The following is a 24,389-nucleotide window of genomic DNA, read 5'->3' as shown; positions in this document are numbered from 1 at the left end:
CTCACTTGGCCGCGCCGGAAGGGCTGTCCTTCTTCTGCACGCTGGCGACGGCCTGCTTGTCGAACTCGATCATGGTGCCTTCGGCGACCTTGAGAACGACACTCTTGTCCTTGATGTTGTGAACGATGGCGTGAATGCCCGCGGTGGTGACGACCCGGTCTCCGGTCTGCAGGGCATCGATCCGCTTCTGAAGCTCTTTCCGCTGCTTCTGCTGCGGCCGGATCATGAGGAAATACATCATCACGAAGATCAGGCCGAAGAAGATGAGGGGATTGCCCATGAGACCGCCGCTGCCGGGTTTCGGGGCGGGGGTTTCAGCCAGAATTGAAACGATGTCGGGGATGAGGTCGGTCATGCCTTGGTGTAGCGCCGGGTGAAGGACTCCTTGAACTCAAGGAAGTTCCCGTCGTGGATTGCCTCGCGCGCGAGGGCTGTGAGGCGGAGGAGGAAATGCAGATTGTGAAAGGAAAGCAACCGCAAAGCGAGGATTTCCCCGGCACGGAAAAGGTGCCGGATATAGGCCCGCGAGAAGCGCGCCACATGGGGGTCGGCCGACTCGCACAGGGGGCCGGAGTCGCGCTCGAATTCCAGATTCTTGATGTGGATCGGACCGTCGAGTGTGAACGCCTGTCCATGCCGGGCGACCCGGGTCGGCATGACGCAGTCGAACATGTCGACGCCCCGCCCGATCATCTCGAGAATCTGCGGCGGGGTGCCAAGACCCATCGCGTAGCGCGGCTTGTCCTCGGGCAGGAAGGGCACGGAGTGGTCAATGGCACGGAACATCTCCTCTTCCGGCTCACCGACCGATACCCCGCCGATGGCGTAGCCATCAAAGTCCAATTCAACCAGTTCGCGGGCCGACTGCTCCCTCAGCTCCGCCCAGATCGAGCCCTGCACGATTCCGAAATGGCGCTGCGGACCATCGCCGGAGCGGGGCTGGTTTTCGCTGACCCAATCCTTGCACCGCCGTGCCCAACGGGTGGTCAGCCCCAAAGACTCGGCGGCGTAACGTTTCTCGCACGGGTAGGGGGGACACTCGTCGAAGAGCATCGCGATGTCCGATCCGAGGCCGGCCTGGATCTCCATGCTGAGCTCGGGGGTGAGCAGCATCTTCGCGCCGTCGAGGTGGTTTTGGAACCGGACGCCCTGTTCGGTGATCTTCCGGAGCTTGGCGAGTGACCAGACTTGGAATCCACCGGAGTCGGTGAGGATCGGCTTGTCCCAAGAGGCGAATCCGTGGAGCCCGCCGAAGTCGCGGATCAGCTCGTGTCCGGGCCTCAGCCAGAGGTGGTAAGTATTTCCGAGAATGATCTGAGCCCCGAGCAGGTCCAGTTCATCCGGATGCAGGGTTTTCACCGAACCCTGGGTTCCCACCGGCATGAAAATCGGGGTTTCGACCGCGCCATGGGCCAGCTGCATGACCCCGGAACGGGCCTTGCTGGCTGGGTCACGGTGAAGGACTTCGAACATGGCGGGGGCGCCGAATAGCCGATGACTGCCGTCCCGCAAAGCCCCGAGTTCGCCTCGTTCCGCCGCCGTGGAGCTTTGACTTCGGGGGAATGATGGTGTTAGACACCGTGGCGTGAAGCTGATCCGTTTCGGGGAACCGGGCCGCGAGGAGCCGGGAGTGCTGCTGGATGACGGGCGCCGAATCGACGCCAGCGGGCAATTCCACGACTACGACGAGGGGTTTTTCGCCTTCGGCGGCATGGACGCGCTTGAGTCGTGGGTCGCCGACGGCTGCCCCGACGGCGAGGAGATCCCGCCAACCGCGCGCATCGGGCCACCGATCGATCGCCCGTCGAAGATCGTCTGCGTCGGTAAGAACTACCTCGATCATGCGAAGGAGTTCGGCGAGGAGATCCCGTCTGAGCCGGTGCTCTTCATGAAGGCCAACTCGGCCTGGAGCGGTCCTTTCGATGATGTGACCCGCCCGCCCGGATCCAAGAAACTCGACTACGAGGTCGAGTTGGCCGTGGTCATCGGGAAGACCGCGAGCCGCGTCTCGGAACTGGACGCCCTCGACCACGTAGCCGGCTACTCGGTGTTCTGCGACTACTCGGAGCGCACCTACCAGAAAGAGATGGGCGGTCAGTGGACGAAGGGCAAAAGTTGCGACGGGTTTGGCCCGATGGGGCCTGCACTGACACCGGCATCCCAGATCCCCGACCCCCAAGGCCTCCGGCTCTGGTGCAAGGTCAATGGCGTGATCCGCCAGAACGGCTGGACGGGAGACATGATGAATGGTGTCGCCTTCCTCGTGAGCTACATCAGCCGCTTCATGAGCCTCCTGCCAGGCGACGTGATTGCGACCGGCACCCCCGGCGGCGTCGGGATGGGCATGAAGCCCCCGCGCTATCTGACACCGGGGGACTCGGTGATTTGCGGCATCGAAGGACTCGGCGAGATGCGCCAGCGGGTGGTCGAGGGTTGATACCGGCCCACATTGGGGCTTGCCGGTGGCGGGGGTCAGGGGTACGCGAGTTCCCAATCCGAACACACCCTTCTTGATGTCCATTCAGCGCGCGCTTCTCTCCGTATCCGACAAGTCCGGCCTCGCCGAATTCGCCAAGGAACTCCATGAGTTCGGCGTCCAACTGCTCTCGACAGGTGGCACCGCCAAGGCACTCAGGGAAGCCGGGCTGCCGGTGACCGATGTGTCCGACTACACGGGCGCCCCCGAGCTCTTCGAGGGCCGGGTGAAGACCCTGCACCCGAAGGTCCACGGAGGATTGCTTCACAAGCGTGACGACAAGGAGCATCTCGCACAGGCGACGAAACACGACATCCCGCCGATCGATCTGGTCGTTGTGAATCTCTACCCCTTCGAGGAAACGGTGGCGAAGGAGGGCGTCACTCTCGCCGAGGCAATCGAGAACATCGACATCGGAGGCCCTTCGATGCTCCGCAGCGCGGCGAAGAACTACGCCCACGTCACGGTCGTCACCGATCCGGGCGACTACGCCCGGGTGATTGACGAGATGAAGGATCACGATGGCAATACCACCCTCGGCTTCCGTGAGGAACTCGCGGTCAAGGTCTTCCACCGGACCTCCGAATACGACGGAGCGATTTCGAACTTCCTCGGCAAGTGCGAGGACGGCACACGCTGCACCTACACGGTGAGCCTGCCGCTCGACCGCGAACTCCGCTACGGAGACAACCCGCACCAGAAAGCGGCTCTCTACGGTGACTTTAGTAGCTGCTTCAGCCAACTCCAAGGCAAGGAGCTCAGCTATACCAACATCCTCGATATCGAGGCGGCGGCCGACCTGATCCTCGACTTCGTCCGGCCGACCATCGGCATCCTCAAGCACACCAACCCGTGCGGCGTCGGGCAGGATGACGACGACCTGCGCGAGGCGTGGAAGAAGGCGTTCGAAACCGATCGCCAGGCACCCTTCGGAGGTGTGATCGTGTGCAACCGGCCGCTGACGGAAGGCGTCGCGCGCATCATCTCGGAGATCTTCACCGACGTCATCATCGCGCCCGACTACGAACCCGAGGCGAGGGCGGTGCTGCAGAAGAAGAAGAACCTCCGCCTCATGAAGCTAAACGAGGCTTATCTGTCGGCCAAGAAGGCTCCGCTCCTCCGGTCCTGTCCGGGAGGGCTGATGGTGATGGATCGCGACCATACCGCGCTTGGTCTCGATGATCTCGAGAGCAAGGTCGTCTCGAAGCGTCCGCCCACCGAGGAAGAGATGCGCGCCATGCGCTTCGCCTGGCGGGTGGTCAAGCACGTGAAGTCGAATGCCATCGTCTACGCCCGTGCCGACCGTACCCTCGGAATCGGCGCCGGCCAGATGAGCCGCGTCGACAGCTCGCGCATCGCGGTCTGGAAAGCCGAAGAGGCAGGCTTGCCGCTCGATGGCTCGGTGATCGCATCCGATGCGATGTTCCCGTTTGCCGACGGCCTCAAGGCCGCCATTGACGCCGGAGCGACCGCCTGCATCCAGCCCGGCGGCTCGATCCGCGACGAGGAAGTCATCGCCGCAGCCGACGAAGCCGGTCTCGCGATGGTCTTCACCGGCCACCGGCACTTCCGCCACTGACGGAGAGTTTCAGGTTTTCAGTTCCGAGTTTTCAGCGATGCTTTGCCGGTGAGCCTGCTGTTGGGAGTCAATGTCGACCATGTCGCGACGCTGCGGCAGGCTCGCTACGCACTGCTGCCGGATTCGCCGAATGCGGAACCGTCGCCACTGACCGCGGCGCTGGATGCCGCCAAGGGAGGTGCGGACTCGATCACGATCCACGTTCGCGGCGACCGTCGCCACATGCAGGATCGGGATGCATTCGAGATCCGCGAACGCTGCGGCCTTCCCCTCAACCTCGAGATGGGAGTCACCGAGGAGATGCTGGCTCTGGCCCTGAAGGTGCGCCCGGACTTCGTCTGCTTGGTCCCGGAGACCCGGGAAGAGGTGACGACCGAGGGCGGGCTTGATGTGGCCGGTCGCCTCGATGAGGTGAAACGGTGCGTTGCCGCACTCAGGGAGACCGGAATCAAGGTTTCGCTTTTCATCGACCCGGACGCGGCGCAGGTCGAGGCATCGGCGGAAGCTGGTGGCCAGATGGTCGAGCTTCACACCGGTTGCTTTGCCAATGCTTCGACAGCCGACCGCAGCATGGAGGTCGAGCGTCTCGTCGATGCGGCAAGGGCGGGCGCCGGCATGGACCTCCAAGTCAATGCCGGCCATGGCATCAACTACGACAATCTGCCGGAGTTGTTCCCCGTGCCTTACCTGACCGAATTGAACATCGGCCACTCCGTCGTGGCGCGGGCGATGCGGGTCGGGCTACCGACCGCGGTTCGGGAGATGAAGACCGCGATGGGAGCCTATCCGCAATGAGCATTTTCGGGATCGGAATCGATGTGATCGAGGTCGAGCGCATCGAACGCCTGCTCGAAGGCTACGGCGGCAAATTCGCGGAGAAGGTATTCACCCGGACGGAGAGGGAGTATTGCGACGCCCAGAGCCGCCCCGGACTCCACTACGCCGCCCGCTTTTCCGCCAAGGAGGCGGTTGCCAAGGCCTTCGGAACCGGAATCGGCAAGGATCTGGAGTGGCTGGACATGGAAGTCCGGCGCCGCTCATCCGGGGCTCCCCAGCTGGTCCTCAGCGGTGCCGGCAAGCGTTTCGCCGAGAGCCAGGGGATTGTCGAAGTCCTGATCAGTCTGACGCATGCCAAGTCCTATGCGGCGGCAAATGCGGTGGCGATGACTGCCTCACTTTGAGCCGTTAGTGGGGGAAATACGTATTTTGTAAAAGAATTCGAATTTTTAAAATTCGTTTACTTTTCCATCGATTGGAGTATATGGGGCCCGCTCACACCCCCGTCCCACACCCACATGAAAACAACCAGCCTGCTTCCATGGGTCGGTTTGGGGGGCATGCTCCTTCTGGCATCCTGCTCCTCGAGCCTCGACACCACCCGTGTGCCGATGTCGGCCACGGCCAGCCACTCGACGCCATCCAAGTCGATCTCGCAATCCGCAGTTGTCCGCAAACTGGATGCCTCGATCAATGCCTACCGGCGTTCGATCGGCCGTGAACCGCTCCAACGTCACTCCGGTCTCGATCGGATGGCTCAGGAGCACTGCGAGTTCATGGCCCGAAATCGCGGCAAGTTCTCGGTCGGCTCGCAGAACATCAGCCACTACGGCTTTGAACAGCGGACCATGGTCGCACAGCGCACCTACGGGATGGGATCGGTCGCCGAGAATGTCGCCGGCGGAGTCATCCAAGGAGACATCGCCAGCCAGCTCACCAGTGCGTGGACCGGATCGAAAGGCCACCGCTTCAATCTGAAGCAGAAGTGGCACACTTCCGGACTCGGCGTCTACGTCGCCGCAGACGGGATGGTCTATGCGACCCAGATCTTTGCGACGAAAGGTCTCTCGGCTCCGACAAAGATGGCTTTCCGGGAGCATCTCGGCGGGTTTTGATGCTGCGTGCCCGACTTCTCGCTTGAAGCCACCTGCTGGTCGCGCGGCCTGAAGACGGTCGCCGGAATCGACGAAGCGGGAAGGGGACCACTCGCCGGCCCGGTTTCGGCTGCCGCCGTGATTTTGCCGTCAGGCTTCACTTGTGTCGGGCTCGATGACTCCAAGCGCCTCAGCGAGAAGCGGCGCGAGTCGATCTTCGAGATTCTGACTGCCGATCCCGACGTCCGCTGGTCGCTTGCCTTCGCGGAGCCGGACGAGATCGATTCGATCAACATCCTGCGCGCCACGCACGCCGCGATGGCCCGCGCGGCACTGGGACTTGGCACGCGGATAGACCACTGCCTCATCGACGGGTTGGCGGTGCCCGGATTCCCGATGCCCCACGACGGAGTGGTGAAGGGCGACGGCAAATCTCTGTCGATTGCTGCGGCGAGCGTGATCGCGAAGGTCGCTCGTGACCGTCGAATGAGAAAGCATGCCCTCGAATTCCCTCATTACGGCTTCGACCGCCACAAGGGCTACGGCACCAAGGCGCACCTTGAGGCACTCCGTCGTCACGGGCCGTGCCCCATCCACCGGAGATCGTTCCAGCCCGTGAGCCAATTGGAGCTCTGGTCCGGACCTGACGACACCGAATGCGCTTGAGGCGAAGCGCCGAACTTCGAGAGTCGGGATCGTGCGGCCCGCTTCTTTCCTCGTCCGACGATTCAGCCGTCTGCTCAACGGGCCCTGTCGCCTGACGACCGCAAAAGGCGAGCGAATCTCTTCGGCCGAGGTGGGCGTGCTTGGCGAGCGGATCGCCCGACAATGGCTTCGAGCAAACGGCGCGAAGATTCTCTACCGAAACTTCCGTGCTCCACAGGGAGGAGAAGTCGACATCGTCGCCCGGTCCGGGAGCTTGCTGCTCTTCGTGGAGGTCAAAACCCGAACTTCTTCCGGATTCGGGCGTCCCCTCGACGCGGTGAACCTCGAAAAGCAGAAGCTCATCCGGCGAGGCGCCAACGAGTGGCTCCGTCTGCTCGGATCCCGCGAGATCCCATGGAGGTTCGACGTGATCGAAGTGATCCTCACCGAGGGCCAAGCACCCGGAGTCCACCGGGTCGAGAACGCGTTCTCCTGATCAATTCAGCCCCGGGTCACCCGGTGCCTCGGAAAGGATGTGGTGATAGGGTGACATCGAGCGCAGCAATTCACTCCACAGCCCTTGGTCGTGCGCCTTGCCCAGCAGTTCCGGGTTGGGCTTGGCGGTGATCCATGAATCCCGCCGGAGCTCCTGTTCGAGTTGTCCGGCACTCCAACCCGAGTAGCCGATGAAGGCCCGAACGAGCACGCCCGGCTGCTTGGTCCGCTGGATGGCTTCCTCCGCCGGCAGGCGAACCTGGCAATGCAGACCGTCGTGGGGATTCCACCAGAAGGCGGAGAAGGTGAGCTGCTCGGGCGACACCGGTCCGCCGATATGCACCGGAATCCTCTCAAGCGCTGAAAACTCCTCCTGCTTGAGGAAGTGACCGACCTCGTGCCCGGTCGGGTGATTGAGAATCAGCCCGAACGCCCCCTCCTTGGCGGAATGATCCGCCAGCAGAATCACCGAACGGTCGAAGATCCCGTCGCGGAGCGCGGGAGTCGCGAGGAGAAGGGTTCCCTCGAGTTGGATCTGGGCGTCAGGCATCGGGGCCAGCGGAAATCTAACGCCGAACGACGCCGGCGAAAGCAAGAAGATGGAGGATCGCGGTTGCGTCCCCCCGGCACTGTCGTTAGGCCTCCTCGCCGAGCCATGCCGAAACCGGGACGCAGTGCCGAAGCGAGCCAGAGAGCGGTCCCGGAGGCCCGTCTCCTCGGCGGCCGTCTGGCCGGTCTGTCGCTTCCGAGGCAGGTCGCGGTGCTGGCGGTCTGGCCGCTGCTCGAACAGGTGCTGACGTTTGCCGTCGGGATGACCGACCTGACGATTTCGGGGCGCATGGCCGAGGGGCACGAGCGGGTCGCGATCCTCGATGCGATGGCATTGGGCGGCTACGTGGCCTGGTTTTTCAACATCCTCCAGATCGCGGTGGCGACCGGTGTGATGGCACTGGTATCCCGGTCCTTCGGAGCCCGGGACTACCGACTCGGCCGGGAAGCCCTCGGCCAAGGCGTTTGGCTCGGTCTCGCGGCGGGCCTCGTTTCCCTCGCCGTGCTCCAGCTCGGAATCCCTCCGCTGATTCATTGGATGGATCTCAAGCCGGTGGCCGCCCGCTTGGCGGAGGACTACCTGCGCGTGTTCGCTTTTTCCGGTATCTTCAGCGGCCCGCTGCTGGCCATCAATGCGGCGCTCCGCGGTTCGGGTGACACGCGGACGCCATTCATCGGGATGGTGACCGTCAACGGCGTCAACATGATCTGCAGCTGGCTGTTCGTGTTCGGCCCCGAACCACTCGGAGGACGCGGCATCGAGGGGATTGCTCTCGGCACGGTTGTCGGATGGGGAGCCGGTCTGCTGGTGGTCAGCTTGCTCGTGCGCGGAGGCGAAGAGGAACTCCACTGGTCGGTCAAGGCCCTGCGGTTGTCTCTCGACACCTTGAAACGGATCATGCGGGTCGGCGCGCCGCAGGCGCTCGAAATCGCCGGCATGTGGGGCATCCATGCCTATGGCATCCGGATCATCTCGAGACTGCCTGCGGAAGGCGCGCTTGGAGCGCACATCCTCGCGATCCGGGTCGAGTCGATGTCGTTCCTGCCGGGCTTCGCCATCGCCACCGCGGCGGCGGCTCTCGCCGGTCAATACCTCGGCGCCGGATCGAAGGAGATGGCGGTGAAGGCGGTGAGGTTGTGCTGGAAGTTCGCCGCACTGGTGATGTCGGCCATGGGTGTTTTCTTCATCCTCGGGGGGCGCCAGGTCGTCGAGCTGGTCGCACCCGACAGCGCCCTCCACGTTACTCTGGCGGCACCACTGTTCGTGGTGTGCGCACTCAGCCAACCCTTCTTCGCGAGCTGCATCGTCCTCAAGACCTCGATGCGTGGGGCAGGGGCCACTCCGATGGTCATCCGCTACTCGTTTGTCAGTATGATCTTCTTCCGGATCATCGTTCTCGGCAGCGCCTCGCACTTCGGAATGACCAGCCTGATCGCGGTCTGGATCATCTTGAGTCTCGACCTCGTCTGCCAGTCGTTCATTTTCGCGCGCCTCCACTTCCGTGGAAAATGGCTGGACGCGAAGGTCTGAATCACTCACTGGGGCCCGCCACCAGCAATCGCCATGTTCATCGACCATATCCGGATTTACGCCAAGGCCGGCGACGGAGGAAACGGACACGTTTCCTTTCGACGCGAGAAATTCGTGCCCAGGGGCGGCCCCGACGGCGGCGACGGCGGTGATGGCGGCGCGGTGATCCTGAAGGTCGATCCATCGACCGACAACCTCCGCCAGTATCACTTCGATCCGAAGCTGATCGCCGAGAACGGCCAACACGGAAGCCGATTCAAGCGCAGCGGCCGCAAGGGGAAAACGGTGATCGGCCGGGTTCCTCCGGGGACGGTCGTGTATCGGGCGAATGCCGACAACATCCAGGATGCGGTAAAACTCGAGCGCAGCGAAGAAGGGATCGACCTCGAGCCGGTGATCGACCTGACGGAGAACGGGCAGGAATTCGTCCTCTGCACCGGTGGCGTCGGCGGCAAGGGGAACACCCATTTCAAAACAGCGACCCACCAGACGCCGACCGAGAGCACTCCGGGAACGGAGGGCGACCGGGGAGTTTACTATCTTGAACTTCGGCGCATCGCCGACGCCGGCCTCGTCGGATTCCCGAATGCCGGCAAGTCGACCCTCATCGGCAAGCTGTCGCACGCCCATCCGAAGGTCGCGAGTTATCCGTTCACCACCCTTCAACCGGTGGTCGGCGTGGTCGAGTTCGACAACTTCCGCCGCTGCACCGTCGCCGACATTCCCGGACTGATCGAAGGGGCTCACGAGAACCGTGGCCTCGGGCACGAGTTCCTGCGCCACATCACGCGCTGCCGGACGCTGCTGTTCGTGATCGACATGGCGGGCAGCGAGGGGCGCGACCCGATCTCCGATCTGGAGATTCTCCGCAAGGAAGTGCGCGAGTACGATGAGGAGCTCGGCGAGTTCCCGTGGATCGTGATCGCCAACAAGATGGACCTCGAGGCGTCCGAGGAAAATCTGAAGATCTTCCGGGCTCGCTTTCCGAAGATCCGGGTCATCCCGATCTCGGCAGAGATGGAGGAAGGCTTGGAGGAGCTTCGCGACTACCTCGACAAGGAAGTCGGATACCGGGCGTGAACCCGAAGTCCCACGATACCGATGGGGAATTGGTGTTCGTTTACGGGACGCTGAGGAGGGGAGCGTCGAATGCCCATAGGTTGGATGGCGCGGAGTATCTAGGTTCAGCAAGAGTTGGCGGACATCTGTATCGGGTGTCTTGGTATCCTGCATTCGTTCCGGCAACCTATGGCGATGATGTGATCGGCGAAGTCTGGAAGGTAAGCGGGGAGACCCTTGCCGAACTTGATCAGTTTGAAGGGCTGTCGCCGGGCCAGCTGGCAGGGGAGGAATACGAGCGGCGAAAACTGCCGGTCACCCTGACCCAAGACGCAGCTGGAGCGCAGGTACCCGGGACGCGGAGGGTGAACGCTTGGATCTGGGTTTGGGTGAGCCCTGCGAAAGGCCTGACAAGGATCCCGACTGGCGACTGGCTCTACCCCGGATCCGCAAAAGCACCAATACTCTTCACGAGTGTGGGCTGCGTGGGCGTCATCGCGATTCCGATTGGCGGCGCGAGCATGATAGTATTGGCCGCCGATAACTTTGCTCTGCCATCCGATATTCAAGACCGGTCCGTATGGATCTATGGTGGACTGCTTCTCGGAGCCGGTCTCTTTGGAACTTTCTCACTGATTCTCGGAGAGCGTCGGGGGGAAAAGGTCCCGATTCTCTTTGAACTTCTCTGCGTGGGTTCCGCGCTATGCTTCGCTGCAGTGGTAGGATTGCTCGTGCTCTCCTAAGTCGCTTGCGCCTTTCCTCGCGAGTGCCAGTTTCCGGCGCGCCGATGAAGATTCACATCCTCGAACAGACGCAGGACCTGCCCATTTCCGTGGAGCAAGCTTGGGAGTTCTTTTCCTCGCCCCGCAATCTCGACGAGATCACGCCGGATGAGCTCGGATTCCGGATCGAGAGCTGTCGCTCCGAAGTCATGCACGAGGGGCAGATCATTACCTACAAGGTCAAGATCCTGCCGGGCGTCTGGGTTCCATGGGTGACCGAGATCAAGGCGGTGGAGGACAAGGTCGCGTTTGTCGACGAACAGCGTTTCGGGCCCTACGCCTTCTGGCATCACCGGCATCACTTCACAGAAATCAATGGCGGGGTGCGAATGCAGGACCTCGTCCACTACGGACTGCCGATGGGCCCGTTCGGAGCGATTGCCCACGGCTTGTTCGTGAGGAGCAAGCTTGAGCGAATTTTCCAACACCGCAGAGAGGTGCTCGAAGAAAGGTTCGGGAAGTTGTGAAGCCGGCACCCGAAGGGAGCCGCTCCTATTCGGCCGCAGCGGCGACCTGCAAGAGTTGAGCCTCGCCAAGGTGGGGGCCGAGGATCTGAAGGCCGACCGGAAGCTCGGAACCCGCGCTTGTGACGGCGCCGCAGGGCACCGATATCGCGCAGATCCCCGCGAGATTGGCGGCGATGGTGTAGATGTCCGAGAGATACTCCTGCAGCGGATCGTCGCTGTTCACCCCAATCTTCCGGGCAGGCGAAGGGACCACTGGCGAAAGGATCGCGTCGACTTTGGAGAAGGCTTCCTCGAAGTCGCGGCGGATCAGCGTCCGGACTTTCTGCGCCCGGCTGTAGTAGGCGTCGTAGTAGCCGGACGAAAGCACGTAGGTTCCGAGCAGGATCCGGCGCTTCACTTCGGGGCCGAATCCTTCCTCGCGAGACTTCCGGTAGAGATCGAGAAGATCCTCGTGCTCGCTACTACGGTGACCGTAGCGAATTCCATCGAAACGGGAGAGATTCGAAGACGCCTCAGCGGGAGCGATGATGTAGTAGGTCGCGACGGCGTGCTCGGTGTGCGGCAATGAGATCTCGACCAACTCGGCGCCAGCTTCCTCCAGCTTGGCCGCGCGAGCTTCGACAAGCGCACGCACCTCGGGATCGATTCCGTCGGAGAAATACTCCTTGGGCATTCCGAGCTTCATTCCGGACACGCCCTTGCCCAGATCTGCGGTAAAATCCGGAACGGGTGCATCGAGGCAAGTCGAGTCCGCCGTATCGTGTCCGGCAATCACCTGCAGCAGGAGCGCCGAATCCTCGACCGTCCGCGTGAGAGGGCCGATCTGGTCAAGCGATGACGCGAAGGCGACCAGTCCATATCTGGAAACGCGGCCGTAGGAGGGCTTGAGGCCAACGACGCCGCAGTGGGATGCGGGCTGCCGGATCGAGCCTCCGGTATCCGACCCCAGAGTGGCGATCGCCGTGCCGGCGGCCACAGCGGCGGCCGAACCTCCGGACGAACCACCCGGTATTCTTTCGGGATCGTGAGGGTTCCGGGTCCTGCCGAGGGCGGAATTCTCGGTCGATGAGCCCATCGCGAACTCATCCATGTTCAGTCGCCCGAAGGGCACCGCGCCGGCCTGCTTGAGGCGTGCGGTCACCGTGGCGTCGTAGGGTGCCCGGTAGCCGTTTTCGAGATAGCGCGATCCACAGGTGCAACGCTCGCCGATGGCATTGATGTTGTCCTTCAGTCCGATCGGGATCCCGCCAAGGGGCAGGCTGAGATCGGATTGATCGGCAAGTGCCTTGGCCGACTCAAGATCGTGGGAAAGGTATGCGCCGACATCCCCATCCCGCTCGGCAATGGCGGTGGCGAGGTCATCGAGGATATCGGATGGACGGATTTCACCGGCGACAAGTCGCTTGCGGAGTCCGGCAATCGTGGAGGTGGCGAGAGACATGGAATCAGGCGTCGGCGATGACTTTCGGGACCCGGATCTGCTGTTGGGCCTGCTCCGGTGCATTGGCGAGCACGGCTTCGACCGGCAGGCTGGTGTCGGGCACGTCTTCCCGCATCACATCGTAGACCGGAACCGGGTGGGCCGTCGGCTCGATGCCCTCGACGTCCAGCTTCGACAGGCTTTCGGCATACTCAAGGATCGCATCGAGCTGGGGCTGGAAGGTCGCGCACTCGGCGTCGCTGAGCTCCAGCCTCGCCAGTCCGGCGACATATCGCACATCGATGTGGTTGGTGGCCATCGGGCCGGGAGTAAAGGGGACCGGGCCGGTCACCGCAAGCGTTGGAAAGCCATCGGGGCGGGGGGCTTGTCAGCCGGAAGCGGAGTGCTAGCCTGAAGCCATGCGGATTTCCCGAATCCTCGCCACCCTTGCGCTTTCCGTCCTGCCAGCAACCGCCGGCACGCCGGATCAGGCGTCCGCGGTGCGGCAGTCGTATGAGAAGTCGATGGAGGCGTTCTCGATCAAGCTGCGATTGGCCAAGGGGGAAACGGAGCGCCAGCGCTTGCTTCAGGAAGAACGGCCCCGTCCGGACGAGGCGGCGACGCGGATGTGGCGGGTGATCGGCAGCGACCTCGACAAGGAATGGACTCTCGAGCCGGCGGCGTGGTTCCTCAGGATCGCCAGCGGCCTGGTCGATGAGGACGAGGAGGGCGTCACGCGCCCGGCGATGCGCAAGGAGGTCTCCGCGGTGGTCGGAGCCGTGGGGAAGTATCACGTCAAGAGCCGCAAGCTGGCACCGATGTGCATGGGACTGGTCGCGGCGGGCGACAACGAGTCGCTTAACCTGTTGCGGCGGATCGAGAAGGAGAACCCGGATCCGAAGATCTCGGGAGTCGCGGCGCTCGGAATCGCGATGATGGCGAAAGGCATGGGCGACGATCCGCGGGTGATGCGTGAACGGCTCACCATGCTGCGCAAGGCGATCATCGACTCTGCCGACGTGGAGGTCGACGGTGTCTCGATGGCACAGCTCGCCGAAGAGGAGCTCTACATCATCATGAACCTCAGCAAGGGCCAGGTCGCTCCCGACCTGGAGGGCGTCGACTCCGGCGGCCGCCCGATGAAGCTTTCCGATCATTCCGGAAATGTCGTGCTGCTGGTCTTCTGGAATTCGGCGGGCGAGGGCGCGGACGGCCTGATCGAGTGGGTCTCCGCCATGCGCAAGGACGAGCGGTTCGCCGGAAAGTCGTTCGAGGTCGTCGGAGTGAACAGTGACCCGCGGGAAGAGCTCCGCAAGATGCAGGCCGCCGGCACCGTCGACTGGCCGAATTTCTCGGATCCATCGAACGACCTCGGCAAGCAGTACCGGGTGGGCGTCTGGCCGACCGCCTATGTTCTCGGGCCGGAGCGGAAGATCCACTACGTCGGTGCGATGGGAACATTCGCCGAACTGACGGCCGCCGCGGTCCTCGACGAGAACTGATTCCGCGCTGCGACTTTGCTGGAAAACGGCGTCGGCATGTGAATAGACTCACGGTTGCAACCGTTTGAATTCCCATGAAGACCCCAGCTTCACTCATTGCCGCTGCCCTGATCGGATTCTCATCCATCGTCTGTGCCGGCGCGCCCACGACCCAACTGACCGAGGATGTCGCCAAGAGCCTGATCGCCCAAGTCCTGGAAATCCGCGAAAGCGGAATCCGGGTGGCGAATATCGTCGAAGGATCCCACCGCACCAAGAGCGGGTTCGAGTATCGCGACGTGCGCCGCGTGACGACCGTCCATCCGGTCGTGACCGAGCGCGGACTCGTCCGCAAGGTCCGCTGCTACGACTTCTACTGGAGCGAGGCCTACGGCTGGTTCCACGAAGAGGTTCGTGAAAGCCGCGGAGGTGAGGAGGTCTGGATCTGGAGCGAGAAGAAGGGCGAGGAAGTCATCAAGTGACTCACTCTTCGGCGAGCGCCTGACATCCCTTCAGGTCCAGCTTGCCCGAAGCCAGAACGGGAATCTCCGAAACCGGCACGATCGCCTTCGGGCACCACAGGCTCGGGACACCGGCGTCCATCAGCTTGTAGCGGAGGTCGATGCACTCTTGCTCGAGCGCCTGACCGGCGATGGTCGACAGCAGGACGATCGCCTCGCCCTTTTTTTCATCGGGAATCCCGACGACCGCGATCTTGCGCTCCGCCTCGGAATCAAGACCGAGCGCCTTGTTGATGGCGGCCTCGACCGTCTCGTGCGGAACCATCTCACCGGCGATTTTCGAAAAGCGGGAAATCCGTCCTTCGATGTAGAGGAAGCCGTCGGAATCAAGGCGTCCCACATCGCCCGTGCGGAACCAGCGCTCACCATCCAACACTTCAGCCGACTTCTTCGGGCTGTCGAGATAGCCGGGGAAAATGTTCGAGCCCTTCAGCCAGATGATGCCCTGCTGGTCGAGGGGGCATGCCTCGTCGGTCGCCGGATTCGTCAGGCGGACGGCGATTCCCGGCAGCAAATGGCCGACCGAACCGCGCCGCGAAGACGGCACGACCCATTCGCCATCGATGGCCGCCGGGACAGGCAGGTTCACGTTGGTGGCGGGTGACGTCTCGGTCAGCCCGTAGCCTTCGAGAACCTCGACGCCGAAGCGTTCGGCAAAAGACTCGGCGAGGTTCAGCGGGAGCTTCTCCGCACCGGTCACGACCAGTTCCAGCGACCGCAGTTGCTCGGGCTTTACCCGCTTCATGTAGCCGCGGAGGAAGGTCGGCGTCGCGAGCAGGAACGTGATCGAGTGCTGATGGATCAACTCGCCAAGCCGCTTGGTATCGAGGGGATTCGGATAGGTGACCAGATCGATCCCGTCGAGGATCGGATACCAGAGCGTGACCGTACAACCGAACGAGTGGAACAGCGGCAGGCTTCCGAGGATCCGCGTGTTGCTCGACGCCTGCACACGGGTGCCGAACTGGCAGACATTCGCCAGCACGTTGCGATGGCTGAGCGGAACGCCCTTCGGCTCGCCCGATGAACCGGACGTGAAGAGCAACACCGCCTCGTCATCGCCCTTGCGCTTGCCGATACGGAACAGGGTCTTCAAGACGCCGGCAGGCAGGATGCGTGAGAGGATCGCCCAAGTGATGATCTTCCTCTTCAGCGAGGGCAGCACGCGCTCGATGAAGATGATGTCGCGGTTCGGCGGCCATGGGAACGATGCGACCTTTCGGACGAACGGGTCCGCGGTGATGTAGCGATCGAGCTTCGCCTGGCGCATGGCCGAGCGGATCGCCTCATGGCTGGCGGTGAAGTTCAGGTTCACCGGAGTTTTCCCGGCGAAAAGGACCGCAAGGTTCGCCACCATGCCGGCCTTACCCGGCGGAAGGATGATCCCGACCCGCGGGTTGTCGGTCTCCTCGCGGATGTGCTTGGAGAAAACGAGGGCCGCTGCCAGCAAGCGGTCGAAGCCGAGTGAGGAGTCATCAGCGCCATCGAACAGCTTGTTTCGGCGATGGGCCTTGAGCCCTTCCAGTAGGGCAGTCGCCAGCGACCCCTTGAACAACGGACGCCCGGCATAGGCTTCCTCGGCGGCGGCGTAGAGAGCCTCCTGCAGGGCGGCGGCGGACGCTTTGGCGGCTGGGATCGGCTTCGCCACCGAAAAGACGGCCCGGGGCAGGGAAGCGGCGCGCTCGATCGGAAGCGCTGCCTCACGCGGGTACTCGATCGCGATCGGCAATAGCGGCAAGCCGAAGGCTCCGAGCGTCGTCAGGGTTCTGCCAGGGATGTGGCACGGCGTTCCCGGCCGGGCAACCGCCTTGCCATGGATGAAAATGAGCACCCCACCATCCTTGATGAGCGCCTCGAGTTGCTTGCCGGCTGCTGCCGGGTCGGCATCGTCGTCCGAAAACACCGCGCCCGACCCCGAACGCTCGAGAAAAGCCGCGACCGGCGCATCGAGTTTCGCATTCTCCTCGATCAGCCACGTGATCGTCCGTCCTGCGAACAGCTGCTCAAGGTGAAGCAGTTCATGGAAGTCCACCCGGCCCGGAACGACGAGACATCCGGTGCTGGGAATTCGGTCTTGATGGAGAAACTGGACTGCGGAGCTCATTGAGATCGATGACGACGCACGGAGTGTGCCGCGGATGACTTTGGATTCACGGGAAATCCGAGGCTGTGGGAAGGAAATTGAGGGACATTTGCCGACCCTGCAAGCGGATCACCCGGGACCTCAAATCAGCGGGCGGCCTCGGCCTCGGCAAGCCGTTCGGCCATCTCCGCCCGCTGCAAGGCATCGGTGAGTTCCTCCAGCGAACCGTTCAGAATCCCGTCGATATTGTGGGTGGTGAGACCGATCCGGTGGTCGGTGATCCGGCTCTGCGGGAAATTGTAGGTTCGGATCTTCTCCGACCGGTCACCCGAACCGATCAGCTTCCTGCGGTTGGCCGAGTAGTTCTCCTGAACTTCCCGCTGCTTCTGCTCGTATAGCCGGCTTCGAAGGATCTGGAGCGCTCTTTCCTTGTTCTGGCCTTGGGATCGGCCGTCCTCGCAGCGCACCATGATGCCCGTAGGCAGGTGGAAGACCTGGACCGCGGACTCGGTGCGGTTGACGTGCTGGCCGCCGGCACCGCCCGCCCGGCAAACCTCGATCCGGAGATCGTCAGGCTTCAGGTCGATATCCACCTCCTCAGCCTCCGGCAGCACGGCGACGGTCACGGTCGAGGTATGGATCCGGCCCTGGGTCTCGGTCGCGGGCACGCGCTGGACGCGATGAACGCCGCTCTCGTATTTCAGAAAGCGAAACACCTCGTCGCCGGCGATCCTCAGCACCACTTCCTTGAAACCACCCACTTCAGAAGGGCTGCTGCCGAGATGCTCGACCTTCCACCCCCGGTTTTCCGCGTAGCGTTGGTACATCCGCATCAGCTCCCCGGCGAAGAGGGATGCCTCGTCGCCACCGGCGCCCGCACGGATCTCGACCAACGCGTCCCGGTCCTCGTCCGGATCGGCCGGCAGCAGAAGATACTGAAGCTTTTCCTCCATCTCCGGAATTCGTCGTTGGAGTTCCGGGATCTCATCCGCCGCCATCTCGGCAAGCTCCGGATCCTCTCCCCGGGCGAGTTCCTCGTTGTCGGCCAACTGTCGCCGGCTACTTTCCAAGTCCTCCCAGAGGTCCAGTGTCTCCTTCAACCGCCGGTGCTCCCGCATAACCTCGGTCGCACGCTTCGCATCGCTGAACAGGGAAGGGTCCTCAATCGCTTCGGAGACCTCCGCAAACCTGCGGCGGCGTTGTTCGATGAGGGCGGCGTAGTCCATGATTATCGGGAAAGGCAGGTTACGGAGACAGAAGACGCCCGCACGGCTACGGAGCCGTCGGGCGTCGGAGATGGAACAGGAATGGATCGCTAGCGGCGCTGCGTCATCGGGCGGACTCTGGCGCAGCGGATCGATACCGGCAACACCCGAAAACAAAACGGCCGCGTATCCCGGGGGAGACGCGGCCGTTTGGAAAAACTCGGGATCCGCTGGATCAGGCGCTCGCCGCAGCGGTGCGTGCCTTGCGAATGATGCTGTTCACCGTATCGGACGGCTTCGCACCACAACCAAGCCACTTGTCGGCCTTCTCGAGATCCACCGCCCAGTTGTCACCGTCCTTCATCGGATCGTAGGTGCCGATCTGTTCGATGTAGCGGCCGTCGCGGCGCTTGCGGCTGTCAACAGCCACAATCTTGTAGTAGGGACGATCCTTCGTTCCTTTGCGGGTAAGACGGAGAGAAACCATAATGTGTCGGAAATGCGGTGTGCCGACCCGGCAGATTGCGGGCGGGCGCGGAGACTGCACAGACCCCGGGGTCTTGCCAAGCAGAATCCACGGGAAATTTGATGCACTGGAATCCGGGATGAGACGGATCGAGCGCCGGGACTGGGCGGACTCGAGGGCGATTCATTAGGAAATCTTAAGTTTCTGAGGATTGATTCCGAATTGTGGAAAGAAGCGCCTCCGATTTCGCCGTTGGTTGAGCCGGAGTCAGTCGTCCCATCACCCCGAGCCCGCCGCCGGACCGTCGCCGGGTTTGCCTTTGACCCGTCTGCCCGTGATTTCTAGCTTGGATCGCCCCCATGAAGTGCCCGCGCTGCATCCAGATCATTCACCAAGGCGCATCCTGCTGCCCGCACTGCGGGTTTACCCTCGAGAATGCCGACAAGCGTTTTTCGGAAACCGACCGGCGGCTGCACCGGATCGAAGACAGGGCCGGACTGATGCGAAGCACCGAGCGCACCCGTGTAGGTCGGATGCTTCACCAGTTCGAGGCCCGCTTTCCCCAACTCTTCCTCGCGGTCTACACTGCGCGCCACGAGGGCCGCAGTGACATCCGGCAGCTCGGTTTCTGGCTTTTGAACCGAGGCCAGTTCCTCGACATTCCCGAAGACCGGGCAGGGCGATGTGGAATCATTCTGACCATCGACCCCGATGCCAAGGTCGCCAGCATGACCTGGGGTTATACCCTCGATGCCTTCTTAAACGAAAAGGACAGCTTCCTGATTCTCAGCCGGGCCCACGCCTATTGGGTGGAGGGCCGTTTCGGCGAAGGGATCCAAAGGGTGATCGAGCAACTGGCTTTGGTTCTGATGAAGCGCGCCCGCCATGCGAAGCGGAATCCCGCCCGTTTCGAACGCAAGGTGCTGCCTCAAGGAGCCACAACCCAAAGGTCCGATCCGGCTGACGACGGAGAGTTCAACGAGAGAGAGATCATGGAGTCATGAGATACGGATGGCTTATCGGAGCGTTCTGCTTCTTCAACTGGAGCGTCATCGCGCAGGAGGAACCGCCCGATCCTCCGACCGAGGAGGAAGCGGAGGACTTCCATCATGAGATCCATGTCCCGGAGGAATTTCTCGACGATTACTTCGCGACCCGCCCGTCCACCTTCCTCCGTGACCCCCAGAATCTGCTCGATCCGAGAGAGAGGAAGGAAAGGGCACAGTTCCTTGAATACCACTCGGACGATTCACTGATCGACTTCCACCTTTTCCTGTTCGCTGGCGACCAGATGATTCCGGAGGACGTGCGGGTCGAAGAGCTCGCCGAGCGATTCTTCGGCGAAGGAAAGCCGTCGGTTCTCGTGCTCTATTTCCTTGGAGCGCCCGAGCGCACGATCCTCCAGCTCAGCCCCCAGGTCGCGGACGATGTCCCGAAAGCCGAACAGAAGCGCCTGCTGGCCCAGGCGGTCCGCGCCGCGGAAGAGCACCCGATTGCCACCGAACAGCTCGAGGCATTCTGCGTCCAGACCGCGATCCGGATCTTCTGGATCGAGAGGGCCGCCGGCCTGACGGACGAACCGCCCGTGGTGGAGCCGTCCGAGAGCGAGCGTCTCAAAGAACCGCCGCCGACCCGTGGCGCGCAGCTCAAGGCCTGGTTCGGGTCGTGGTGGAGCGAATGGGGAGTGGCGGCGTCCACCGTCCTCGGCGGCATCCTGACCGCATGGATCGCACGATGGATCATCAAACGCCGCGCCCGTTACCGTTTTCCGGAGTTCGCGATCGAACCGCGCCTCGGGGGTGACCGGGGCGCAGGCATCGGGGCGGTGATCCAATTCGGCAGCACCACCCAATCTCCGAGCACCCAGAAAGGGAAACCCGATGATGTACTGGGCGGAATCTGACCCCTTGCAGTCCGACAGCAACTCGATGATCGATTGGGCATGACCGACTGGGACGCACGCTGGAGGGAAGGGGAAACGCCTTGGGACAAGGGAGAGCCCGCGCCGCCTCTGCTCGAGTGCCTCGATGGCCCTGACGGTGAATTTCTTGCAGGAGCCCGGGTGCTGGTTCCGGGCTGCGGGTCGGGCCATGACGTCCGGGCGCTGGCGCGGGCGGGCGCGACCGTCACCGGACTCGATCTTTCGCCCACTGCGCTCGAGGTGGCGCAGTCGTTTCCCGAAGTCGGCGGCGAGACTTACCTCCCCGGCGACTTCCTCGAGTGGCATTCGGAGTGCTTTGACGCCGTGTGGGAACACACCTGCTTCTGCGCCATCGACCCGGCCGACCGGGGGCGATACGCGGCCGCCGCATCGCGGCTGATCCGCCCGGCTGGCCGACTGGTCGGGGTGTTTTACCTGACTCCGTGGGATCCGGACGAGGAACCGGACGGACCTCCTCACGCCTCCGACCGGGACGAAATTGTGAGACATTTCTCTCCGTGGTTCTCGCTGATTCGGGAAAAGGTGCCCGAGCGCGCCTACCCGGGCCGGGAAGGCCGCGAGTGGCTGGTCGCGATGGAGCGGAACACGGCGGAACCAGGGAGTTGCGGTCGGGGCGCCGGCGGACTAAGCTGACCTGATACGATGAATCGTCTGACCCTGATTGCCTCCCTTTGCGGTCTCTCCGCCCTACCTCTTCTGGCGGCCCGGCCGGAGATCAATGACAAGAAGGCCCCCTCCAGCCGACAGGACCTCGAGCAGATCCAGTCTCTTCTCAAGCAGGTGCTCCCGGATGCCCGGAAGGCCACGGTCTGCATCGAACTCGGACAGGGCTCGGGAAGCGGTGTCGTCGTTTCCGAGGACGGTCTCATCCTCACCGCCGCCCACGTCACGGGGGGCGTCGGAAAGGAATTCACGGTCCGCTTCGAAGACGGCCGGTCATTCAAAGCGAAGTCGCTCGGCCTCAACTCGGAGACCGATGCCGCGATTGCCAAGATCATCGACAAGGGCAGTTACCCCTTCGTTCCGATCGAGAGGGAGGACCGGACACGCTTGGGCGACTGGGTCTTTTCGCTCGGTCACTCGGGAGGCTTCGACGAGGACCGCGGCAGCGTTGTGCGGCTCGGCCGGATCGTCCGCGTCGCCGACTCGACTTACCAGTCCGACTGCAACCTGATCGGTGGGGACTCGGGCGGACCGCTCTTCGACCTCGAAGGCAAGCTCATCGGGATCCACTCGCGGGTAGGCCAGCGCCTTCCGGAAAACATGCACGTCCCGATGCGCGAGTATCTCAGCAACTGGGACAAGATGATGGGTGGCGAGTTTATGGGCGAAGGCCCGTTCGCGAAGAAGCCCGAGAAAGGGAAGGGGTTCCTCGGACTTGCCGCCGAGAAGCGTGAAGAGGGCGGATTGCGGGTGAAGAAAGTCGGTCGCGAGTCGCCTGCGGAAGCCGCCGGAATCAAGGAGGGCGATATCCTCCTCAAGATGGACGGCGTGGATCTGGTAGAGCGGGACGACATCAAGGAACTCCTCAAGGAAAAGGCCCCCGACGACGCGGTCAGCTTCGAGATGCTGCGCGAAGGAAAAAGCGAAACCCTCACCCTCCGTCTTGGAAACCGAGATGAATAAACCGATCATCCTTCTCACCTCGCTCGCACTCTGGACTCCGCTGAGTGCGGTACAATCGCTCGAGTCGACCTACCGGACCGCAGGCCCTGCGGTTCACGGAGCCTTCGACGACGTCCAGCCCTTCCTCCAGACGGGAAGCGCCGTATTCCAGAAAGGACGCGACGAGATCATCTTCGGCACGGTGATCTCGCCCGACGGATTCATTCTCACCAAGGCAAGCGAGCTCGGTGATCTGGACGGCGTCAGCGTGACGGTGGACCGGGAACGCTACGACAACCCGGTGCTGGTCGCCCAAGACCACGCATGGGATGTGGCACTCGTGAAGATCGAGGCCGAGGGGTTGATTCCCGTCGACATTGCCGGCGACGACATCGAGCAGGGCACCTGGGTCGTGGCCAACGGAGCCACCAGCCGGAGCAAACGGCGGGTCCAGGTCGGAATCGTCGCGGCGAACGTCCGTGAGGTGTACGCCAAGGGCGGCACCGTGCTCGGCGTTGCCCTGAAGGCGGACACCGAAGAAATTGTCGTCGATGAAGTCACGGAAGGCACCGGCGCCGAAGCCGCAGGCCTGATGTCCGGCGACAAGATCGTCAGTTTCGAGGGTGAGGAAATCACGGACCGGGAGAGCCTGATGGAAAAGCTTGAGAAGCGCAGGGTTGGCGACGAGGTCCAGATCGGTATCGAGCGCGACGGGAAAAAGATCACCCTTCCGGTCGAGCTCGCCGGACGCGCGGATGTGTTTGGCGAGGAGAAGACGCGGAACGACGCGATGAGCGGGGAGTTCTCGGAACGCCGGACCGGCTTCCCGAAGGTCATGCAAACCGACGTCATGGGCAACCGCCGCTTCATGGGTGGTCCCGTACTGGATCTCGACGGGCGCTGCGTCGGCATGAACATCGCGCGCTACAGCCGCTGCGAGACCTATGCCATTCCGGGTCGCGAGCTGAAGGAACTCGCGGGCCAGATGATGGAGTCGGCCAAGACCCGCTGAATCAGGTTCCCGATCGCTTCAACCATGCGTCGATGCCGCCAGCGACATTGATCGCGCCCGGAATCCCGCTTTCCAGCATCAGCGACACCGCCCTTGCGGAGCGTCCGCCGGCCTTGCAGTGGACGAGAACCTCGCCGTCGCGGGGAATCTCCTCAAGCCGGCCGGGCAATTCATCAAGCGGGATGAGCTTGCCGCCGGGGATCGAGTGCTCGGCGTGCTCTTCCGGCTGCCGCACATCGATCAGGACGTAGGGCTTTCCGGAGCGAATGCGGGCATCGAGTTCATCGACGCTGATCGAGGGAATGTCGGGCATGGTGCAGGAAGGATCGGTGAGGGTTTCGGGATTGCGGATGGAACGGAGCGAAGCTTCGGACGAGCACAGCTTGCAAGCCGGATCCGGACTGAGCCGGAGTGTCCTGAAGGAAGTACGGAGGGCGTCGTAGCATAGCAACTTGCCGAGCGGCACCTCGCCCACATCGAGCAACAGCTTGATCGCCTCCATCGCCTGCAGCGTGCCGATGATACCGGGAAGGACACCGAGCACCCCGGCCTCCGCACAACTCGGCGCGGCTCCCGGAGGCGGCATCGTCGGGAGCATGCAGCGGTAGCAGGGACCTCCAAGATGGGGAGCGAAGACCGTGAGCTGCCCTTCGAAACGGAAGATCGACCCGTAGACGAGAGGCTTGCGCGCGAAGTAGCACGCGTCGTTGCTGAGAAAACGCGTCGGGAAATTGTCGGAGCCGTCGATGACGAGGTCATATGCAGCGACCAGCTTTTCGGCGTTATCGGGCGTGAAGCGCGACTCATGGCACACGACCTCGATGTGCGGATTGATCTCCCTCAACCGTTCCTTCGCGCTTTCGAGCTTGGGGCGACCGACACCGGACTCACCGTGGAGGATCTGCCGCTGGAGATTGGAGCGCTCCACCTTGTCGTCATCGACCAACCCCAGTTTCCCGACCCCGGCCGCTGCAAGGTAGAGAGCCGCCGGCGAACCGAGGCCGCCGGTTCCGATCAGAAGGACCGACGACCGTTTGAGCCGCAACTGGCCCTCCTCGCCGACACCCGGAATGCTCAGGTGGCGGGCGTATCGGAGCCGTTCGGCATCGGAGAGGGTCAGATCGTCCATCGCTTGGCGGGAGACCCTAGCGGACCGGTGACGCGTGGCAATCGATTCACGACTTGACGGATGGGCCGTGC

Annotated in this window: 27 protein-coding genes; 18 read left to right on the top strand and 9 right to left on the bottom strand. The window is 63.0% G+C overall.

What is annotated here, in order from left to right; translation table 11 throughout:
* Position 1: 1 nt before the first annotated feature.
* Both yajC and tgt read right to left on the bottom strand, forming a co-directional pair.
* A complete protein-coding gene (yajC, locus tag HAHE_RS19580) occupies positions 2-355 on the bottom strand; it encodes a preprotein translocase subunit YajC (protein WP_338686872.1) in 354 nt (117 codons plus the stop codon).
* Positions 352-1,473 carry a tRNA guanosine(34) transglycosylase Tgt gene (tgt, locus tag HAHE_RS19575; RefSeq protein WP_338686870.1) on the bottom strand — a complete coding sequence of 374 codons (1,122 nt, stop codon included), beginning with the start codon at positions 1,471-1,473 and terminating at the stop codon, positions 352-354. Before tgt ends, yajC begins: the two co-directional genes overlap by 4 nt.
* Positions 1,474-1,585: 112 nt before the next feature.
* Between tgt and HAHE_RS19570 the strand changes: the two genes are divergently transcribed.
* From HAHE_RS19570 to HAHE_RS19540, 7 genes are all read left to right on the top strand, one after another.
* The gene (locus tag HAHE_RS19570) at positions 1,586-2,437 is read left to right on the top strand and encodes a fumarylacetoacetate hydrolase family protein (protein WP_338686868.1); all 852 of its coding nucleotides are present in this window, start codon (positions 1,586-1,588) and stop codon (positions 2,435-2,437) included.
* 76 nt (positions 2,438-2,513) lie between these two features.
* Complete coding sequence (gene purH / locus HAHE_RS19565; protein WP_338686866.1) at positions 2,514-4,055, top strand: bifunctional phosphoribosylaminoimidazolecarboxamide formyltransferase/IMP cyclohydrolase; 1,542 nt, start codon at positions 2,514-2,516, stop codon at positions 4,053-4,055.
* Between the two features lie 48 nt (positions 4,056-4,103).
* Positions 4,104-4,850 carry a pyridoxine 5'-phosphate synthase gene (locus HAHE_RS19560; RefSeq protein WP_338686864.1) on the top strand — a complete coding sequence of 249 codons (747 nt, stop codon included), beginning with the start codon at positions 4,104-4,106 and terminating at the stop codon, positions 4,848-4,850.
* A complete protein-coding gene (gene acpS / locus HAHE_RS19555) occupies positions 4,847-5,236 on the top strand; it encodes a holo-ACP synthase (protein WP_338686863.1) in 390 nt (129 codons plus the stop codon). Before HAHE_RS19560 ends, acpS begins: the two co-directional genes overlap by 4 nt.
* Positions 5,237-5,350: 114 nt before the next feature.
* Positions 5,351-5,947 carry a CAP domain-containing protein gene (locus HAHE_RS19550; protein WP_338686861.1) on the top strand — a complete coding sequence of 199 codons (597 nt, stop codon included), beginning with the start codon at positions 5,351-5,353 and terminating at the stop codon, positions 5,945-5,947.
* 6 nt (positions 5,948-5,953) lie between these two features.
* Positions 5,954-6,592 (top strand): ribonuclease HII, encoded by a 639-nt coding sequence (locus HAHE_RS19545; RefSeq protein ID WP_338686860.1) that lies wholly within the window; start codon positions 5,954-5,956, stop codon positions 6,590-6,592.
* Between the two features lie 31 nt (positions 6,593-6,623).
* The gene (locus HAHE_RS19540) at positions 6,624-7,067 is read left to right on the top strand and encodes a YraN family protein (RefSeq protein ID WP_338686858.1); all 444 of its coding nucleotides are present in this window, start codon (positions 6,624-6,626) and stop codon (positions 7,065-7,067) included.
* Here HAHE_RS19540 and HAHE_RS19535 read toward each other — a convergent pair whose 3' ends face one another.
* Positions 7,068-7,616 (bottom strand): YqgE/AlgH family protein, encoded by a 549-nt coding sequence (locus HAHE_RS19535; protein ID WP_338686856.1) that lies wholly within the window; start codon positions 7,614-7,616, stop codon positions 7,068-7,070.
* 105 nt (positions 7,617-7,721) lie between these two features.
* Here HAHE_RS19535 and HAHE_RS19530 point away from each other — a divergent pair, with 105 nt between their 5' ends.
* Genes HAHE_RS19530 through HAHE_RS19515 form a run of 4 tightly spaced genes read left to right on the top strand, consistent with a single transcriptional unit; the run spans position 7,722 to position 11,454 of the window.
* Positions 7,722-9,146, top strand: coding sequence for an MATE family efflux transporter (locus HAHE_RS19530; RefSeq protein ID WP_338686854.1), 1,425 nt, complete (start codon positions 7,722-7,724; stop codon positions 9,144-9,146).
* Between the two features lie 33 nt (positions 9,147-9,179).
* Positions 9,180-10,226 carry a GTPase ObgE gene (gene obgE / locus HAHE_RS19525; RefSeq protein WP_338686853.1) on the top strand — a complete coding sequence of 349 codons (1,047 nt, stop codon included), beginning with the start codon at positions 9,180-9,182 and terminating at the stop codon, positions 10,224-10,226.
* Complete coding sequence (locus HAHE_RS19520; RefSeq protein ID WP_338686852.1) at positions 10,223-10,948, top strand: gamma-glutamylcyclotransferase family protein; 726 nt, start codon at positions 10,223-10,225, stop codon at positions 10,946-10,948. Before obgE ends, HAHE_RS19520 begins: the two co-directional genes overlap by 4 nt.
* A 44-nt stretch (positions 10,949-10,992) precedes the next feature.
* Positions 10,993-11,454 (top strand): SRPBCC family protein, encoded by a 462-nt coding sequence (locus HAHE_RS19515; protein ID WP_338686851.1) that lies wholly within the window; start codon positions 10,993-10,995, stop codon positions 11,452-11,454.
* A 25-nt stretch (positions 11,455-11,479) separates the two neighbouring features.
* On the opposite strand, the gene gatA is transcribed toward HAHE_RS19515, so the two are convergent.
* Positions 11,480-12,895, bottom strand: a complete 1,416-nt coding sequence (gene gatA, locus HAHE_RS19510) for an Asp-tRNA(Asn)/Glu-tRNA(Gln) amidotransferase subunit GatA (protein ID WP_338686850.1) — start codon at positions 12,893-12,895, stop codon at positions 11,480-11,482.
* A 4-nt stretch (positions 12,896-12,899) separates the two neighbouring features.
* On the bottom strand, positions 12,900-13,193 hold the full coding sequence (gatC, locus tag HAHE_RS19505; protein ID WP_338686848.1) for an Asp-tRNA(Asn)/Glu-tRNA(Gln) amidotransferase subunit GatC: 294 nt from the start codon (positions 13,191-13,193) through the stop codon (positions 12,900-12,902).
* A 100-nt stretch (positions 13,194-13,293) separates the two neighbouring features.
* Here gatC and HAHE_RS19500 point away from each other — a divergent pair, with 100 nt between their 5' ends.
* Both HAHE_RS19500 and HAHE_RS19495 read left to right on the top strand, forming a co-directional pair.
* Entirely contained in the window at positions 13,294-14,376 is a 1,083-nt protein-coding gene (locus HAHE_RS19500) for a peroxiredoxin family protein (RefSeq protein ID WP_338686847.1), read from the top strand.
* Positions 14,377-14,450: 74 nt separating this feature from the next.
* The gene (locus HAHE_RS19495; protein WP_338686846.1) at positions 14,451-14,837 is read left to right on the top strand and encodes a hypothetical protein; all 387 of its coding nucleotides are present in this window, start codon (positions 14,451-14,453) and stop codon (positions 14,835-14,837) included.
* A 1-nt stretch (position 14,838) separates the two neighbouring features.
* On the opposite strand, the gene HAHE_RS19490 is transcribed toward HAHE_RS19495, so the two are convergent.
* The 3 genes from HAHE_RS19490 to rpsP form a co-directional block, all read right to left on the bottom strand.
* Positions 14,839-16,980, bottom strand: a complete 2,142-nt coding sequence (locus HAHE_RS19490) for an AMP-binding protein (RefSeq protein WP_338686845.1) — start codon at positions 16,978-16,980, stop codon at positions 14,839-14,841.
* A gap of 125 nt (positions 16,981-17,105) precedes the next feature.
* A complete protein-coding gene (gene prfA / locus HAHE_RS19485) occupies positions 17,106-18,185 on the bottom strand; it encodes a peptide chain release factor 1 (protein ID WP_338686843.1) in 1,080 nt (359 codons plus the stop codon).
* A 214-nt stretch (positions 18,186-18,399) separates the two neighbouring features.
* Positions 18,400-18,651 (bottom strand): 30S ribosomal protein S16, encoded by a 252-nt coding sequence (rpsP, locus tag HAHE_RS19480; RefSeq protein WP_338686842.1) that lies wholly within the window; start codon positions 18,649-18,651, stop codon positions 18,400-18,402.
* Positions 18,652-18,989: 338 nt separating this feature from the next.
* Here rpsP and HAHE_RS19475 point away from each other — a divergent pair, with 338 nt between their 5' ends.
* The 5 genes from HAHE_RS19475 to HAHE_RS19455 are packed head-to-tail and all read left to right on the top strand — an operon-like array spanning position 18,990 to position 23,189.
* Positions 18,990-19,634 (top strand): TPM domain-containing protein, encoded by a 645-nt coding sequence (locus tag HAHE_RS19475; protein WP_338686841.1) that lies wholly within the window; start codon positions 18,990-18,992, stop codon positions 19,632-19,634.
* Positions 19,631-20,533 (top strand): hypothetical protein, encoded by a 903-nt coding sequence (locus tag HAHE_RS19470; protein ID WP_338686839.1) that lies wholly within the window; start codon positions 19,631-19,633, stop codon positions 20,531-20,533. Before HAHE_RS19475 ends, HAHE_RS19470 begins: the two co-directional genes overlap by 4 nt.
* A 39-nt stretch (positions 20,534-20,572) precedes the next feature.
* The gene (locus HAHE_RS19465) at positions 20,573-21,205 is read left to right on the top strand and encodes a methyltransferase domain-containing protein (RefSeq protein ID WP_338686838.1); all 633 of its coding nucleotides are present in this window, start codon (positions 20,573-20,575) and stop codon (positions 21,203-21,205) included.
* 9 nt (positions 21,206-21,214) lie between these two features.
* On the top strand, positions 21,215-22,198 hold the full coding sequence (locus tag HAHE_RS19460) for a S1C family serine protease (RefSeq protein ID WP_338686836.1): 984 nt from the start codon (positions 21,215-21,217) through the stop codon (positions 22,196-22,198).
* Positions 22,191-23,189 (top strand): S1C family serine protease, encoded by a 999-nt coding sequence (locus HAHE_RS19455; protein WP_338686834.1) that lies wholly within the window; start codon positions 22,191-22,193, stop codon positions 23,187-23,189. The genes HAHE_RS19460 and HAHE_RS19455 overlap by 8 nt, the downstream gene beginning before the upstream one ends.
* Position 23,190: 1 nt before the next feature.
* On the opposite strand, the gene moeB is transcribed toward HAHE_RS19455, so the two are convergent.
* The gene (moeB, locus tag HAHE_RS19450; protein ID WP_338686833.1) at positions 23,191-24,318 is read right to left on the bottom strand and encodes a molybdopterin-synthase adenylyltransferase MoeB; all 1,128 of its coding nucleotides are present in this window, start codon (positions 24,316-24,318) and stop codon (positions 23,191-23,193) included.
* Positions 24,319-24,389: the final 71 nt, after the last annotated feature.

It is taken from the genome of Haloferula helveola (assembly GCF_037076345.1).
Classification (GTDB): Bacteria; Verrucomicrobiota; Verrucomicrobiia; order Verrucomicrobiales; family Akkermansiaceae; genus Haloferula; species Haloferula helveola.
This window is presented reverse-complemented; position numbering and strand designations above follow the sequence as displayed.